7 protein-coding genes are annotated in these 14777 nt (G+C 66.7%); 4 read left to right on the forward strand and 3 right to left on the reverse strand.

The genetic code is table 11. The annotated features are described in order from the left end of the window. Nucleotides 1-18: 18 nt before the first annotated feature. Complete coding sequence (locus ACQR1H_RS15480; RefSeq protein WP_434907865.1) at nucleotides 19-2382, reverse strand: polysaccharide biosynthesis tyrosine autokinase; 2364 nt, start codon at nucleotides 2380-2382, stop codon at nucleotides 19-21. Nucleotides 2383-2705: 323 nt separating this feature from the next. Here ACQR1H_RS15480 and ACQR1H_RS15485 point away from each other — a divergent pair, with 323 nt between their 5' ends. The 3 genes from ACQR1H_RS15485 to ACQR1H_RS15495 all read left to right on the forward strand — a co-directional run bounded on the left by ACQR1H_RS15485 (nucleotide 2706) and on the right by ACQR1H_RS15495 (nucleotide 8293). After that, on the forward strand, nucleotides 2706-3428 hold the full coding sequence (locus ACQR1H_RS15485) for a response regulator (protein WP_434838912.1): 723 nt from the start codon (nucleotides 2706-2708) through the stop codon (nucleotides 3426-3428). After that, nucleotides 3428-4807, forward strand: coding sequence for an ATP-binding protein (locus tag ACQR1H_RS15490; protein WP_434907790.1), 1380 nt, complete (start codon nucleotides 3428-3430; stop codon nucleotides 4805-4807). The genes ACQR1H_RS15485 and ACQR1H_RS15490 overlap by 1 nt, the downstream gene beginning before the upstream one ends. Nucleotides 4808-5167: 360 nt before the next feature. Then, the gene (locus ACQR1H_RS15495; RefSeq protein WP_434907791.1) at nucleotides 5168-8293 is read left to right on the forward strand and encodes an NAD(P)-binding protein; all 3126 of its coding nucleotides are present in this window, start codon (nucleotides 5168-5170) and stop codon (nucleotides 8291-8293) included. A gap of 8 nt (nucleotides 8294-8301) precedes the next feature. Here ACQR1H_RS15495 and ACQR1H_RS15500 read toward each other — a convergent pair whose 3' ends face one another. Both ACQR1H_RS15500 and ACQR1H_RS15505 read right to left on the reverse strand, forming a co-directional pair. Continuing rightward, the gene (locus ACQR1H_RS15500) at nucleotides 8302-11367 is read right to left on the reverse strand and encodes an ATP-binding protein (protein WP_434887603.1); all 3066 of its coding nucleotides are present in this window, start codon (nucleotides 11365-11367) and stop codon (nucleotides 8302-8304) included. Nucleotides 11368-12436: 1069 nt separating this feature from the next. Further along, entirely contained in the window at nucleotides 12437-13330 is an 894-nt protein-coding gene (locus tag ACQR1H_RS15505) for a helix-turn-helix domain-containing protein (protein WP_434846668.1), read from the reverse strand. A 219-nt stretch (nucleotides 13331-13549) separates the two neighbouring features. On the opposite strand from ACQR1H_RS15505, the gene ACQR1H_RS15510 reads away from it, so the two are divergent. Continuing rightward, nucleotides 13550-14770 carry an amino acid ABC transporter substrate-binding protein gene (locus ACQR1H_RS15510; RefSeq protein WP_434907792.1) on the forward strand — a complete coding sequence of 407 codons (1221 nt, stop codon included), beginning with the start codon at nucleotides 13550-13552 and terminating at the stop codon, nucleotides 14768-14770. Nucleotides 14771-14777 lie beyond the last annotated feature (7 nt).

The following is a 14777-nucleotide window of genomic DNA, read 5'->3' on the forward strand; positions in this document are numbered from 1 at the left end:
CGGCGCGCGCCGATGGACCTACTCGGCCATCACGCTCCCGTAACGAGCATAGTATTTATGGTTGTAGTAGTCGCCGAAGTGATTGGCGTAGCGCTTCAGCGCCTTCATGTCGGTCTTGTTGAGCACGACGCCGAACAGGGCATCGTAGACGTTGGGCGCCGTGTTCAGCGCATGCTCGACCACCTCGGCGGGCGTCCGTCCCCATTCCACGACAAGGACGAAGCTGTCGAGCAGCGCCGAGATGGCCCGCGCATCGACGACGGGGGCGAGCGGCGGAAGATCGACGATGACGTAGTCATAGGCTTCGCGGAGCTGCTCGAACAGCTTGCGCATCTGCTCGTTGCCGAGGATATCGCTGGTGTCGCGCTGTGCGGCGCCCATTCCGGGCAGAAAATCCAGGCGCGTCACCGGGTCGGTCCAGACGGCGTCCGCGAGCTGACGCCCTCCCGAGACGATGTCGGCGATCCCGGTCCCGGCATCGGGGGCGAGCATGGCGGAGAGCGACGGATTCCTGAGGTCGCAGTCGACCACGATCACCCGCTTGCCTGAATTGGCGACCAACTGCGCCAGCGACGCGGCGATGACGGACTTGCCCTCGTTCGGCAGGGCGGACGTCAGTCCGAAGACCTTCCGCGACGTCCGGTTCGGGTCCTGGTCGATGGCGACTTTCAACGAGCGGATGGATTCGGCGAAGCGCGAAGTGGGCATCGCGGATGCGGCCCAGCAGGTCCCGGGGCCTCTTGAGACCATTCGCTGGCTGCCGTCCGGTTCGACCTTGGCGACGGCGTTGGCCGTCGCTTTCTTGGTGAACTTGTCGACTTCGCCTCGTTTGAGCAGAGGGACGACCGAGAGGCAGGGCAGGCGCAGGCGATCCTCGACCTGGTCGGTCGTTCGAAAGCTGCGGTCCTTGGCCTCTGCGAGCAGGCCAAAGCCGCCCCCGAGCGCCAGGCCGCCGAACAGGCCGATCGCCATCAGCACGATGGACTTCGGCTTGATCTTCTTCTTCGGTGGTGTGGCGGCGGAGATCACACGCGCCTTGGCGATCGGGAAGGAGCCCTGCTGGACCGAGCCCATGTAGCGCTGAAGGAAGGTGTCGTAGAGGGCACGATAGCTCTTGGCGCTCGTCTCCAGCTCGCGGATGCTGACCTCCGCGGCCCTGGTGTCCTGCGACTTGCCAACGGCTTGCGCCAGCTGCCTCTCGATCTCCTGCTGCTGCTGCTTGGCCTCCGCATAGTCATGCTTGGCGACGTCGGCAAGGCGCCGCACCTCGTCGAGCATGGCCTGACGGATGCTCTTCATCGTCGCACGGATATTGACGACGGCGACGTGATCGTTGCCATATTTCGCAGCATATTCGTACTCGCGCTTGGCGTTATCGAGATATTGCTGACGCAGGCTGTTGATGATCGTCGTGCTGTTGGAATTGCTCAAGGAGAGGCCGTCCGGCGGATTGAGATTGCCGCTGAGTTCCGCCGGGGAGAAGTCGGAGACGGCGGCAATGCGGTCGACCGGCATATCGGCATTGCTCGTCGCGAGCATGTCGTCGAACCGATTGAGCCGGGTCATCAGCGAGGCGGTATGGGTGCGCGCCGCCACCAGACGGTTGGTGAGTTCTGTGACCTGCTGCTGGTCGATGAGCTTGCCGTCTGCCGAAACGATATTGTACCGGCTCTTCAGCTCGTTGACGGCGCGCTCGGCCGTCGTCGCGTCGTTGCCGAGGTCCTGCAGGCGGTCGTGGAGCCAAGCCGTGATGGTGCGCTGCTCGTTGGCCTCCGCCTTGAGCTGCTGATCGAAATACTCCTTGGCGATGGCATTGGCGATCATCGCCGCCCGATGGGGATCGCTGGCGCTGAAATCGACCTCGACGACCGAGCTGGTGCCGATCCTGAAGGCGTTCATCCGGCGCTGGAATTCGTCGAGGAGATCGTCCATGGACGGCGCGTTTGGCTCCGGCGCCAAACCGACGAGCCTGCGGACCGCGTTGACCGCACCGTGCAGCGGGCTGCCTTTACCGTTGAAGTCGGGGTCGTCGGCCAGGTTCAACTGGTTGATGACGCTGGTCGCGATCGACTTGGATTTCAGGATCTCGATCTGCGACTCCATGTCGAGCGGGGGCTCGTCCTGAACCGCAGGTTGCGGCTGCACGACCGCGGCCTTGGAGGTGCCCAGCATGATCTTGACGTCCGCCGAGTAGGTCGGCGGGAGGATTTTCAGCAGGGCGAAGCTTGCCAGTAGCGAAAGCACCGTGGTGATCGCAATCACCAGATAGTGCCGGCGCAGGAATCCCAGCGCCATGTCAAACGGCCCGGGTCCGTTCCGGTCCCAACCCTGCTCCTGCTGAGGGGGGTAGGCAGGCGTGCTCGCGTTGGGATTGTGCAGCATGTTTTGAAGCTTCATCAGTTGCGTTTCGGACGTCGGAGCCGTCCGATTGCCTGCGAGAACGAGAATTTATATATTCGGAACCATTAAATGATCTGGGACCGCCGCGCGATTTAATTTATATTAAATAAGGTTTTGCTCAGCAAGTGGCCTTTCGAATTAAATATCGCCGTTGTGGAGCGCGCCCTTGCGCCCGCAAGGGCTTCTCCAGCCGGATACCGGCGTCCCGCTCGCCTGGGTCTCGGTCTTTGGCCGTCGCGTAACGGTGTGTAACGGCCGTCGCCGGACCATTGCCAAGCCACGGGTTTTGGGCATCAGTCCTGGCGATGAGCATGCCTGCGGCCACGCTTTTGATGGTGGAGGACGACCCGGAGATCAGCCGGCTCGTGAGCGATTTCATGCGCCGGGAAGGGTTCGAGATCGAGGTCGCCGCCACGGCCGCGGCGATGGATGCCGTGCTGCGGCGGCTGCGCCCCGATCTCATCATTCTCGACCTGATGCTGCCGGGAGAGGACGGGCTTTCGATCTGCCGCCGGCTGCGGGCGAGCGACGACATTCCCATCCTGATGCTGTCGGCCAAGAGCGACGAGATCGACCGCGTGGTTGGGCTGGAGCTCGGCGCCGATGACTATATGGTCAAGCCTTTCGGGCCACGCGAGCTTCTGGCCCGCGTGCGCGCGCTGTTGCGGCGTACCCAGGCGAGCCCGCCGCGAGACGCGAGCCGGCGTTTCGGTTTCGACCGCTTCGTGCTCGACGTTGATGCCCGCAGCATCGAGATCCCGGATGCGCAGGGCGCGCCGATCCAGCTGACCTCGGCGGAGTTCGACCTGCTCGCCTGCTTCGTGCAGCGGCCGCGGCGGGTGCTGAGCCGAGACCAGATCCTGGATTGGACGCGCGGCCGCTCCGCCGAGCCTTTCGACCGCACCGTCGACATGCTGATCTCGCGGTTGCGGCGCAAGCTCGAGGCCGCAAGCCCGGGAACGAACCTGATCACCACCGTCCGCAACGGCGGATACCTGTTCACGGCGACGGTGAGGCCGGTGGCGTGATGATGCGGCTGACGCTTGCGATGCGTATCGGCCTCATCGTCATCATCGGCCTGCTGGCGATCTGGATCATCACCCTGGCGCGGTTCTACCGCGCCCGTACCGCGGAGCTCGAAGGCGCGTCGCCGCCGCCGATGCGGCTGGCCGCGCTGGCCGAGCTGATCGAGCGAACGCCCCTGATGGAGCGGGGCCGGGTCGCCGATGCCGTGTCCTCCGACCGGTTCGAGGTCAGACTGGTCGGACCCGACGCGGCGGCCCGGCTTCCGCGGACGGAGCCCGCGGCGGTCCGGTCCGGATTGCGCGAGGCCTATGCCGAAGCGCTCGGTACGCGCTCGCTGGCCATCACCTCCGTGCAGCAGTCGGAGGGGAGGTGGTTTCCTCGGCTCGCGCGGGCACCGCAGAATGCCCTGGAGTTCCGCATCGGCCTGAACGGCGGCGACGTTCTCGTCGTGGATTCGCGCTCGTCGCTGGTGTTGACCCAGCAGGGGTTGCCGATCGGCCTCGGCGCGGGCCTGTTCGGAACGGTGGTCGCGCTGTTCGCGCTTCTCATCATGCAGCGCGAGACGCGGCCGCTGGCACGCCTTGCCGCCGCCGTCGACCGGGTTGACCTCGGCGGAGCGGCGGTGCCACTGCCCGACGTCCGCCGCAACGCGCCCGAGGTGCGCGCCGTGGTCACGGCGTTCGGGCGGCTGCAGGACCGGCTCGCCGATCTGATGCAGGCGCGCATGGCGCTGGTCGGCGGCATTGCTCACGACGTCCGCACCTTCGCCACGCGGCTGCGGCTGCGTATCGACCAGATCCCGGACGACGCCGAGCGGCAGCGCGCCGTGGTCGATATCTCCGACATGATCCGTCTGCTCGACGACGCGCTGCTCGCGAGCCGGGCGGGGGCCGGCGAGCTGCCGCAGGAGCTCATCGCCTTCGACGAGCTGGTGCGGGCCGAGGTCGAGGATCGCTGTGCGCACCGGGCGCGGGTGCGTCTCGACCATGCGGGCGATGGACGCGAGCTGCTGATGCTCGGTGACCGCGTCGCGCTGCGCCGGATCGTCGCCAACATCATCGACAACGCGCTCAAATATGGCGAGGCTGCGCATGTCTCGCTGCAACGCCAGCCGGAGCACGCCGTGCTGACGGTCGATGACGAAGGTCCCGGGATTCCCGGCGACCAGCGCAAGGCCATGCTTGAGCCGTTCACGCGCCTGGACACGTCGCGCAATCGTGGCACCGGAGGAGCCGGGCTCGGACTGGCGGTGGTGCGGACGCTGGTGGAGGCGCATCGTGGCAGCATCGAGATCACTGACGCGCCGCGCGGCGCCCGCATCGTCGTGCGGCTGCCGCTGTTTCTCGACGGGCCCGGCGATGTGCATTCCGATCTGACGTGATCGATGGCAGCGTGGTGATCGGAGCGCTGTCTTCAAGCGATGGCAATTCGCCGTTCTTCCCGCAAAAGTTGAGATAACGACGTAGCGGGCGGGAAGGACGCGGCGGCTTGGTCTTCGCCTTACGCGACGTCGACGATGCGCCCGCTTGATGATCGCGTGGAGATTGTGATAGGTATTCGATGCATCCTCATTGCATCGCCACGCGGATTGAACTGGGCGCGGCGCCGATTTTGTAAACCCATCGTACCGAATGTCATTCAACCGCACGGGCCGCGCGGACCGCGGACTCGTGCGCCGATGGACGACGTCGTTCCGGCTCGCCCGGGCGAGAACGTCCGAGGTCAGGGCAGGATCATCGACATGGCAGCAAGAAAGACCCGCGTGGCGATATTGGGCGGCGGCATCGGCGCGTTGAGTGCGGCCTTTGCCTTGAGCGAGATCGATCCGCGCGGCGAGCTCTACGAGATCACCTTGTATCAGCTCGGCTGGCGTCTCGGAGGCAAGACCGCCAGCGGACGCAATGCCAAGCAGGGCCAGCGCATCGAGGAGCATGGGCTGCATATCTGGGCCGGCTTCTACGAGAACGCATTCACCATCCTGCGTGCCGCGCTGAAGGCACTCGATGCACCGCCGAGCGATCCGATCAGGACGATCGATGACGCGTTCAAGCGGCAGAACGAGATCTTCTACGCCGAGTATACCGACAACCAATGGCTGCCCTGGCCATTCTGGTTTCAGCCGGATGTCGACGAATCGGTCTATCCCGGCCGTGATAGCCTGTGGGCGCCCGCCGACAACATCGTGCCACCGCTTTCGACCCTGCTGCTGCGGACCATCGCCAGCATCATCTTCAACCTGAACTACTATCTCGAGGACTGGCCGGGCGACCAGAATGCCGAGCTGGCGAAGGCGGTCGCCGCCATGCCCCCCGAGCGACGGGCCCGGCTGGCGGCCGTCCCGTCCAATGGCAAGGGCCATCCGCTGCTTCTTCTGGCTCACCGCGTCGGCGAGAATCTGCACAGTGACGTCGAAGCGATCCGCCGCGATGCCCAGGGCGACATGGCGGCGCTTCTCCATGCGTTCCGCGGCATCGTCAAGGAGCATCAGAAGATCGATGGCCTCGAGGAAGGCCTGCGCCGGCTGTTGATCCTCGCCAATCTCGGCATCTGCATGCTGCTCGGCATCATCGAGAACGACTGCCTGACGGATGGGCTGGAGGTTCTCGACAGGTTCGAATTCCGCAGCTTTCTGGCGCAGCAGGATGAAGAGGCTGCCAACAACGCCATCGTGACCGCTCTCTATGAGTACATCTTCGCCTTTCGCAGCGGCTCCCGCGAGCCGTCGGAGCAGCAGGTGTCGGCCTGCTCGGCCGTTCAGGGACTGCTGCGGCTGTTCTTCACCTACAAGGGGGCGTTCTTCTATAAGTCCGTCGTCGGCATGGGGGATACAATCTGCACCCCGATCTACCAGCTGCTGGCGCGGCGCGGCGTGAACTTCAAGTTCTTCCACAAGGTCACGAGTCTCGAGCCGACCGAGGACGGCCGCAACATCGCGACCATCCATATCGACAAGCAGGTCGAGTTCGTCGATGGCAAATATGATCCGCTGGTCCTGGTGAAGAACTACTGGTGCTGGCCGTCCGAGCCCAAATGGACAGAGATCGAGAACGGCGAGTACTACGCGCTGAAGGGCTACAATTTCGAGAACGCCTATGGTCCTCCCAACCCGCCGCAGCCGCCTCCGGCGGCGCGTCTCAGCCTGCAGCTCGGCCAGGATTTCGACCAGGTGGTGCTGGGCATCGCGGTCGGCGCGCTCGATGAGATCTGCCGGCCCTTGGTGCAGCAGAAGCCGGCCTGGGCCGACATGGTCGGCAATCTCCCAACCGTGCGCACCATGGCGCTGCAGCTCTGGCTCGACTGCCCGGTCGGGGATCTCGGCGGCCCCTATGTGGCGCCTGGACCGTCGCTGGAGACGATGGGGCCGATCGTCACCACCTGCAAGCCGCCGCTGGACACCTATTCCGACATGTCGCAATTGCTGCCGGCCGAGGACTGGCCGGCGCCGGGGCCGCGCTCGATCGCCTATTATTGTGCCATCATGAGCGACAAGAGCGCGCCGGACAATGAGGAACTGGCGGCGGACTATGTGAAAAACGCATCGAAGGACTGGATGACGTCCTGGCTCGATACGTTGTGGACGAACATCGGCAGCGGCAGCACGTTCCGCTGGGATCTGCTGCACGCGCCGAGCGACATCAGCGGATCGGCGCGGCTCGATTTCCAGTTCTGGCGCGCCAACATCAATCCGAGCGAACGCTATGTGCTGAGCCTGCCGGGCACGCTGCGGCACCGGATGGAGCCCGGCAAGTCCGGCTACGACAATCTCTTCCTCGCCGGCGACTGGACCCGTGTGCCTGAGATCAACGCCGGATGCGTGGAGGTCGCGGCGATGTCCGGCCTTGCCGCGGCGTCGGCGCTGTCGGGCGTCTACATTCCGATCGTCTCCACCAGCCCTGAGCCGTACATCACCAACGCCTATGTCGACTACGCCGGATGGATCACGCTTCCGCCGGCGCCCTATCTCTGCAACGACTCGACCTTCTACGGCTTCGCCGTGCCGGCCGACCTCGGTGCCTGCCAGCGATTCCTCGACCGCTCCTTCAACCGCGTCGCGGGCCGCGACCAGTTCCGCGTGATGCTGGACATGGCGTTCGTCAACGTCATCCAGGTGCGCAAGAGCCAGGCCGCGACGCCGCCATTCGCGGAGCAGGGGACGATGTCCGAGACCGATATCGGGCTGTGGCTCCTGGTCGGCAGCTATGAGCGGGGTGCCCTGCTGCCGAAATCGATCGGCTTCGTGCCGGCCTATCTGTTCGTCGACAATGCCTGGTCGGTGGTTGCGGGGCAGGAGGTCTGGGGCTTTCCCAAATATCACGCGACCATCGTCCAGCCGGCCAGCGCGCCATCGAACGACCCGTTCGACGTCTCGGGGCTGGCGATTGCCTGCTACGGGCCGGATGCCCATGCCTGCCAGCAGCGCATCATCCGAATCGAAGGCACGGACGGATCGCCCCCGACCGCGACCGCGGTGGCCTCGCCGGCGGATGCGTTCCAGCGGCTCTGTGCCGGAGCCGACGACGAGCGGCTGAAGCAGGTGACGACCGGGCCCGGCATGGCGTCGTTTCTGGGCGGCGTCTGGGGTCTGCCGATTCCCGTGTTCTATCTCAAGCAGGCGCGGTCGGCGGACAGTCTCACCGCGGCGAGCTACAAGACGCTGTTGAACGGCGCGCTTGACCTGACGGCGCTGCGCAGCTGGCAACTGCAATCGGGCAACTGGACGATCGAGATGAGCGCGCTCGACAGCCTGCCGTTCATTCGCGACCTCGGGCTCGGCACGCCCGTCGACGGCAAGCTCGTCCTGACCGCGACCACGCGCATCTGGGCCGAGATCGACTTCACCGTCGCGACGGCCACCCCCATGGCCTGAACAGGTCGTCACGCCGATTGTCGCCTCGGCGCGTCATCATCGACGGCGGCGAGCCGCGCCGCCGCCCGGCGCAGGAACGCCGCCGCGCCCTGCGCCTCGGCCACCGTGACGGCCTCGCGCAGCGCGGCCGTCACCTGGCCCGGCGCATGATCCGGAACGGCGGCCAGGATCTCGGCGCGCCGCCGATGCAGCGGCGACAGGAAATAGCCGTCGCCATAGCGCCGCGCGGCGTCGATCGCCGCATCGATCGTCTGCATCGCCTCGGCCGTGTTGCCGACGATCAGTTGCAGGCCGGCGACCTCGCCGAGATAGAAGCAGGAGAAATGCATCATGCCGAGCGTCTGGAACGCCGGCAGCGCCTCGCACGCCGCCGCCAGCGCCTCGTCTGGATTCCTGCCGAGATGGCCGCGGGCGTGCGCCTGCAGGCTGCCCGCCACCAGCTGATAGAGCGGATAGCCATGGTCGCGGCAGATGGTCAGGGCTTCCTCGGTGGCGAGGAGGACATCCTCGTAGTCGCCGCGTGCGAGCTGATAGAAGGCGAGCCACGACAGCGCCCAGGCGAGGTCGAACGGACGTCCGAGCCGGCGCGCATGCGCGATGAGATCGCTGGCGACCGCGGCCGCACCAGCGTCGTCGCCCATCGCATGCAGCACCTGCAGCAGCGAGGCCTGGGCGGCGACCAGCGGATCCTGCGAGGACAGTTGCGGCAGCCGCGCGCCGTCCGACGCCTGATAGAGCTGCACCGCGGCGGCCAGCAGCCGGCGCGCGGCGGGGAGGTCGCCTCTGGCGAAGAGAATGTAGCCCAACGCAACGCCGCTCTCGATGCGGTGCTCGGGAAGGCCGGTCTGCTCGCCGATTCCCAGGCACAGATGCGCCATCTCCTCGGCACCGTCGAGATCGCCCGCGATGATCAGGAAACTGCAGATGCCGCGCAGCACGGCGAACAGGCCGGCGGTGTTGCCGAGTGCGTCGCAGATCGCCCGTGCCTCGGACAGCGCCTTGCCGACCTCGGGCACGGTGTAGCCGCGCGAGGCGGCGAGGCTGACGGCAAGCCCGATCAGGAGCTCGAGCTCCAAGTCGGCGCGCTCGCCGTCGGCGGATTGATGACGCAGCAGGTCGAGCGCCGTTTGCAGATGTCGCGCCGCTTCGACATGCGCGGCGCGCGAGGCGGCGCGCCGGCCCGCGGCCGCCCATAGCGGGATGGCTTCGGCGATCGCGCCGCTCTCGGTGAAATGGTAGGCCAGCAACTCCGGCTCGGTGTCCCGCGTCTCGGGAAAGCGATCGCGCAGCACCGCGGCGATCCTGCCATGCAATGTCTGGCGTTCGCGCCGGAGCAGGGACTCGTAGGCGGCGTCGCGGATCAACGCGTGCTTGAACGTGTAGAGGCCGTCGGGCGGCGCGCCGCTGCTCTCCACGAGGCCGGACTTGACGAGCTGATCCAGGCTCTCGCCGAGCCTGGCTTCGGGCTCCGCCACGATGGCCGACAACAGATCGTAGCTGAAGCGGCGACCGATGGCGGCGCCGAGATTGGCAATCCGGCGCGCCGGCCCCAATCGGTCGAGCCGCGCAACCAGGGAGTCCTGCAGCGAGGCAGGAATGGCCACGCTCGCATGGCCGTCCCGTGCGGGCGCCGCGGAGGCTTCGACGACGTACTTCGCCAGCTCTTCCAGGAATAGCGGAATGCCTTCTCCACGGCTGACGATCTGGCGCAGCGTCGCTGCCGGCAGCGCGGCCGAAGCGGCCACATGGGTGCAGATCCGCTCGGCGTCGCCGTGACTCAATCGCCCGAGCGGGAGCCGCGTGACCTGCGGGCTCCCGGCCCAGGGCGGCTCATATTCGAGCCGGGCCGTGACCACGATCAGCCAGCGGCGTTGTGCGGCGCGCCGGATCGCCCGATCGAGCAGCTCGAGCGTGGTCGTGTCGCTCCAATGCGCGTCTTCCAGCACCAGCAGCGCGGGCCCGGTCGGCACCATCATGTCGATCAGCCGGAGCAGCGTCTCCCGCGTGACCTCCGAGCGCTTCTCGACGGTCATCGTCTGCAGCGGACTGTCCGGCTCGGGAGCGACGCCCAGGATATCGGCGAGCACGGCGCGCGCCGTGGCGTCGCCGACGCCGTGCGCGTTCATGAAGCGATCGAGCTTGTCGCGACGCGTCGCTGCGCCGTCGGAGCGGTCGAAGCCGGCGATGAGCGCGAGCTGCTCCGAGATCGGATACAGCACGCTGTCACAACGGGTGGGGCTGCAGTGCCAGATCATCTGGAGCTGGGAGACGTCGGCCACGCGCCGACGCAGCTCCTCGACCAGCCGCGACTTGCCGATGCCCGGCTCGCCATGGAGCAGCACCACCTGTCCGCTGCCGAACCGCGCCGCCGCCCAGCAATCGAATAGACGCGCCAGCTCCTGGTCGCGCCCGACCAGAGGGGAGCTTTCGCCGCGAATGCGGGCGTGGAAACGGCTCGCGACGGCGGCTTCCTCCAGCACCTCGAACGCCTCGACCGGTGCGGCGAATCCCTTCAGCGCGAACGTGCCGAGATCGCGGAAGTCGAACATGCCGCGCGCGATGCGCTCGGTGGTCCGGGCCACGACGATGCTGTCGGGGGCGGCGATCGATTGCAGCCGCGCCGCCAGATTCGGCGTCTCGCCGACGATGTCGACCGGGCGGCCGTCGGCGCGGGGCATGAGGTCGCTGACCACGACGAGGCCGGTGGCGATGCCGATGCGCAGGCGCAGCTTCTGTCCATGCGGGGCCTCGAGCCGGCCGACGGCGTCGCGCAGCGCGATGGCGGCGCGGATCGCGGTGGCTGCATCGTCTTCCCCCGCGCGCGGATAGCCGAAATAGGCGAGCACGCCGTCGCCGGCATATTGCGTGATGGCGCCGCCATGGTGGCCGATGACGTTTTCGCAGGTCGTCAGGAAGGCGTCGATGACGCTGGTCATATCTTCCGGATCGAGCCTGACCGTGAGCGAGACGGAGCCGACGAGATCGCAGATCAGCGCCGTGACCTGCCGCCGCTCGGCGCGATGCATGCCGAGCAGGCGCGAGCTCGTCGTCGTATCGGATGACGGCTGTCGCAACGCCCCGCCACACCCGCCGCAGACGTCTGAGCCCGGTGGATTGGGCCGACCACAGGTTTCACAATCCATCTGCGTTCGGGCTCCCGGACACGACTACGGAATGCGAATGAGCGCGAAGCGCGGAGCTTGCGATGAGGGCGCGATCGCGGCGCCCGTATCGACCGACGTCGCGCGCCGAGCGCGAAGCATCGGTTTGCGGTACTGGCATTTCGAGTGCGACCAGGACCGGCTGATCATGTTCAACTCATAGCGCATTCGTGGCAGAGTAGCAACGGTGCCGGCTTGCTCGCGGTCGCTCCGGGGAGGGGGGAACGATGTCGGACGGCTCCCTCGGGTGTCCTCGATGCCGGCGGGACCGTTCAAGCCTGCGACGATTTGACATCAATGTGGAAGCATCAGGTCGCCTCGCTTGCGGAAAGGCGCGCATGATCGCGCGATCCCGCGGCGGATGGCCCGTCCGGGTGATGCGTCGTGAGGCCCTCGGAAAGCGTGAGGGCGCAGGGAAGGCCGGACCTCGACTGAGGCCCGTGGCCCGCCTGCGAAAAAAATGCAGGCGGCAGGTACCACAGGTCAGCCGGAAACCCGGCCCTCCCTGCGCGATGGTTGAACGGCTGCTTCGCGTTCTCCCTGGTGCGCCGGGCTTTCTGGCCACCATCCCCACGCGAAGCCAGGGCCTCGACGTGAGTTGATATCAGCATCGGGATATCAGGACCGCGCGACTTGACCGTGCGTGGCGAATTGTTCGTCGGCGCGAGCAACCCGCGCTGCAATCCACCACGCCCACCGCTCCCCGCCTCGCATGTCGTGACGACCGCGATACGCCCCTCAGCTCGAGACGGGATGTAGGAATAGAACCATGATTTTCGGAAAAACGAAAGAGAAATATTTTCGGCGCGGGGACTGGACAGGCCAAATCAGCTTGATCGCGCAGCGGAAATCAGTTTCTCGGCGCATCGAGCATCCAACGATTGCGCCGCCCGTCCGAACCTCGGGATTTTCTGGTCCGACGCTGACGCGTCGTCCTGGACCGACAAGGAGGACGACCGAGGCGCCTGGCTGCGCCGCTCCGTCACGGCCAGTCGGCGAAGTTGAGGATGGCCCGCGGCTGGCCTTTGGTCCGCTGCGACGAAACGCCCTTGCGCCACGCGCCCGGTGATTGGCCGGTGTGCCTGACGAAGAAGCGGTTGAAATAGGCGCTGTCCTTGAAGCCGAGCGCGAAGGCGATCTGCTTGATCGTCGCGGTGGTGGTTTCGAGCCGGGTCGCCGCCTCCTGAATGACGCGTTGCTGAATCAGCGCGCTCGGTGACCGCTGCAGCACCCGGGTGCACAGCGCGTGCAGGCGATCCGGCGTCACGCCGAGCAGCGCAGCGTAGTCGGCGACCCGCAGTTGCTGATGAAAGCGTTCCTCGACGAGCCGGCGAAAGCGGCTCAGGATCTCGGCGCTGGAGCCCTGCGCCTCGCCGGCGCCGTCGTCGGCAAACAGCCGCCAGAAGCGCAGCACGCACAGGGTCAGCTCCGATGACGTGATCGAGGCCGCGCCGCGCCGTGACGGATTTTCGATCTCGGCTGCGATCGCCGCCATCGAGCGCGCGATGACCGCGGCGAACTCGGCCGTGACCGAGAAGGCCAGGACGGCCTCGGTGCCTGCGAGGTCGAGATAGGCGGGCTCGGCGGAGGAGGGCAGGTGGCGGTGCCAGAGCCCGGAGCGCAGCCGCAGGAGATGGCCGGCCGAGCCGGCCGCGACGTCGAGATGCTCGGCCTCTCCCGCCGGCAGCCAGACCAGCGCCGGACCGGACCAGGTCTGGATTTCGTCATCGGCGAAGCGCGCCGAGGCAGCCCCGGCGGAGAGGCAGAGCAGGTGGACGAACGGCCGCGCGGCATCCGAGCGCAAGGCCCAGCGCCGTGCCTCGAAATGCGTGGGAATGGCTTCGGCGCCGAGCGCTGCCGGGGTGCCGCGAGCCACCGGCGGCAGCGTCCGAGGCGCGGCATTACGCGCAGTCGTCGCCCCAGAAAAGTGCACTCTTTTGCCGGAACTGTCCATTGCGCCACCCAAGCTTGCGGTGTTTCCCTCGTCAAGTCCCGACGACCGCAAACAAAAAACCGCGGACGACGCCGGGGCAGAGGAACGTCACCGATTCACCCGCGCGGTCCGCGCGCGTGAACATGGGAGGAGGACAAGGACATGACTTCGACCAACCGTCGTCAGGTGCTACGGATCGCGGGAGCGGCGGCGATCGCAGCCGGCTTTGCCGTATCGGCCGCGCAGGCCCAGACACAGGACAAGATCCGCATCGGCTACGCGATCTCGAAGACCGGCCCCTATGCCGGCGGCGCGGGCATCACCACGCTGCCGAACTATCAGCTCTGGGTGAAGGACGTGAACGCGGCCGGCGGCATCAAGCTCGGCGACAAGCGACTGCCGGTCGAGATCGTCGAATATGACGACCGCAGCTCGTCGGAAGAGGCGGTGAAGGCGATCGAGCGCCTCGCCAACCAGGACAAGGTCGACTTCATCCTGCCGCCCTGGGGCACCGGTCTCAACCTTGCGGTCGGTCCGACCTTGAACCGGCTCGGCTATCCGCATCTCGCGGTGACGTCGGTGACCGACAAGGCGCCAGAGCTCGCCAAGCGCTGGGCTAATACCACCTTCTGGCTCGGCACGTCGGCACAGATCTCCAACGGGCTCGCCGAGCTGCTCGGCAAGCTGAAGAGCGAGGGCAAGATCGGCGGCACCGTCGCGATGGTCAGCGTCGCCGATCAGTTCGGCATCGAGCTGGCCGCCGCCGGGCGCGAGGCTTTCAAGAAGGCCGGACTGACCGTCGCCTACGACAAGACCTATCCGATGGGCTCGCAGGATCTGCAGCCGCTGCTCAAGGATGCGATCGCGAGCAAAGCCGATGCCTTCGTCGCCTTCAGCTATCCGCCGGATACGATCGGGCTGACCGAGCAGGCGCAACTGCTCAAGTACAATCCGAAGGTCTTCTATGTCGGCGTCGGCACGGCGTTCCCGCTGTTCAAGGGCAAGTTCGGCGCGGGCAGCGACGGCGTGATGGGCATCGGCGGCTGGAACGCCGACGCGCCCGCGCTCAAGGACTATCTCGCCCGCCACAAGGCGGCGACCGGGCAGGAGCCGGATCGCTGGGCGAGCCCGATCACCTATGCCAGCCTGCAGGTGCTGCAGCAGGCGATCGAGAAGGTCGGCAAGGTCGACCGTACCGCGGTCGCCAAGGAGATCCGCGAGGGCTCTTTCGACACCATCATCGGCAAGGTGAAGCTGAAGGACGGCCTGCTGCAGGAGGTCTGGAGCGTCGGCCAGTGGCAGAACGGCGAGTTCTACGCCCTGGCGCCGGCCTCGCTGCCCGGCGCACGCGCCGCGGTCGTGCCGAAGCCCGAGTGGAAATAGCCGGAAC

The sequence above is a fragment of the Bradyrhizobium sp. HKCCYLRH2015 genome (genome assembly GCF_051168215.1).
Classification (GTDB): domain Bacteria; phylum Pseudomonadota; class Alphaproteobacteria; order Rhizobiales; family Xanthobacteraceae; genus Bradyrhizobium.

Coding starts and splice junctions, on each gene's coding strand:
- ACQR1H_RS15480 (WP_434907865.1), bottom strand. CDS start 2,382: ATGCTGCACAATCCCAACGCGAGCACGCCTGCCTACCCCCCTCAGCAG.
- ACQR1H_RS15485 (WP_434838912.1), top strand. CDS start 2,706: ATGAGCATGCCTGCGGCCACGCTTTTGATGGTGGAGGACGACCCGGAG.
- ACQR1H_RS15490 (WP_434907790.1), top strand. CDS start 3,428: ATGATGCGGCTGACGCTTGCGATGCGTATCGGCCTCATCGTCATCATC.
- ACQR1H_RS15495 (WP_434907791.1), top strand. CDS start 5,168: ATGGCAGCAAGAAAGACCCGCGTGGCGATATTGGGCGGCGGCATCGGC.
- ACQR1H_RS15510 (WP_434907792.1), top strand. CDS start 13,550: ATGACTTCGACCAACCGTCGTCAGGTGCTACGGATCGCGGGAGCGGCG.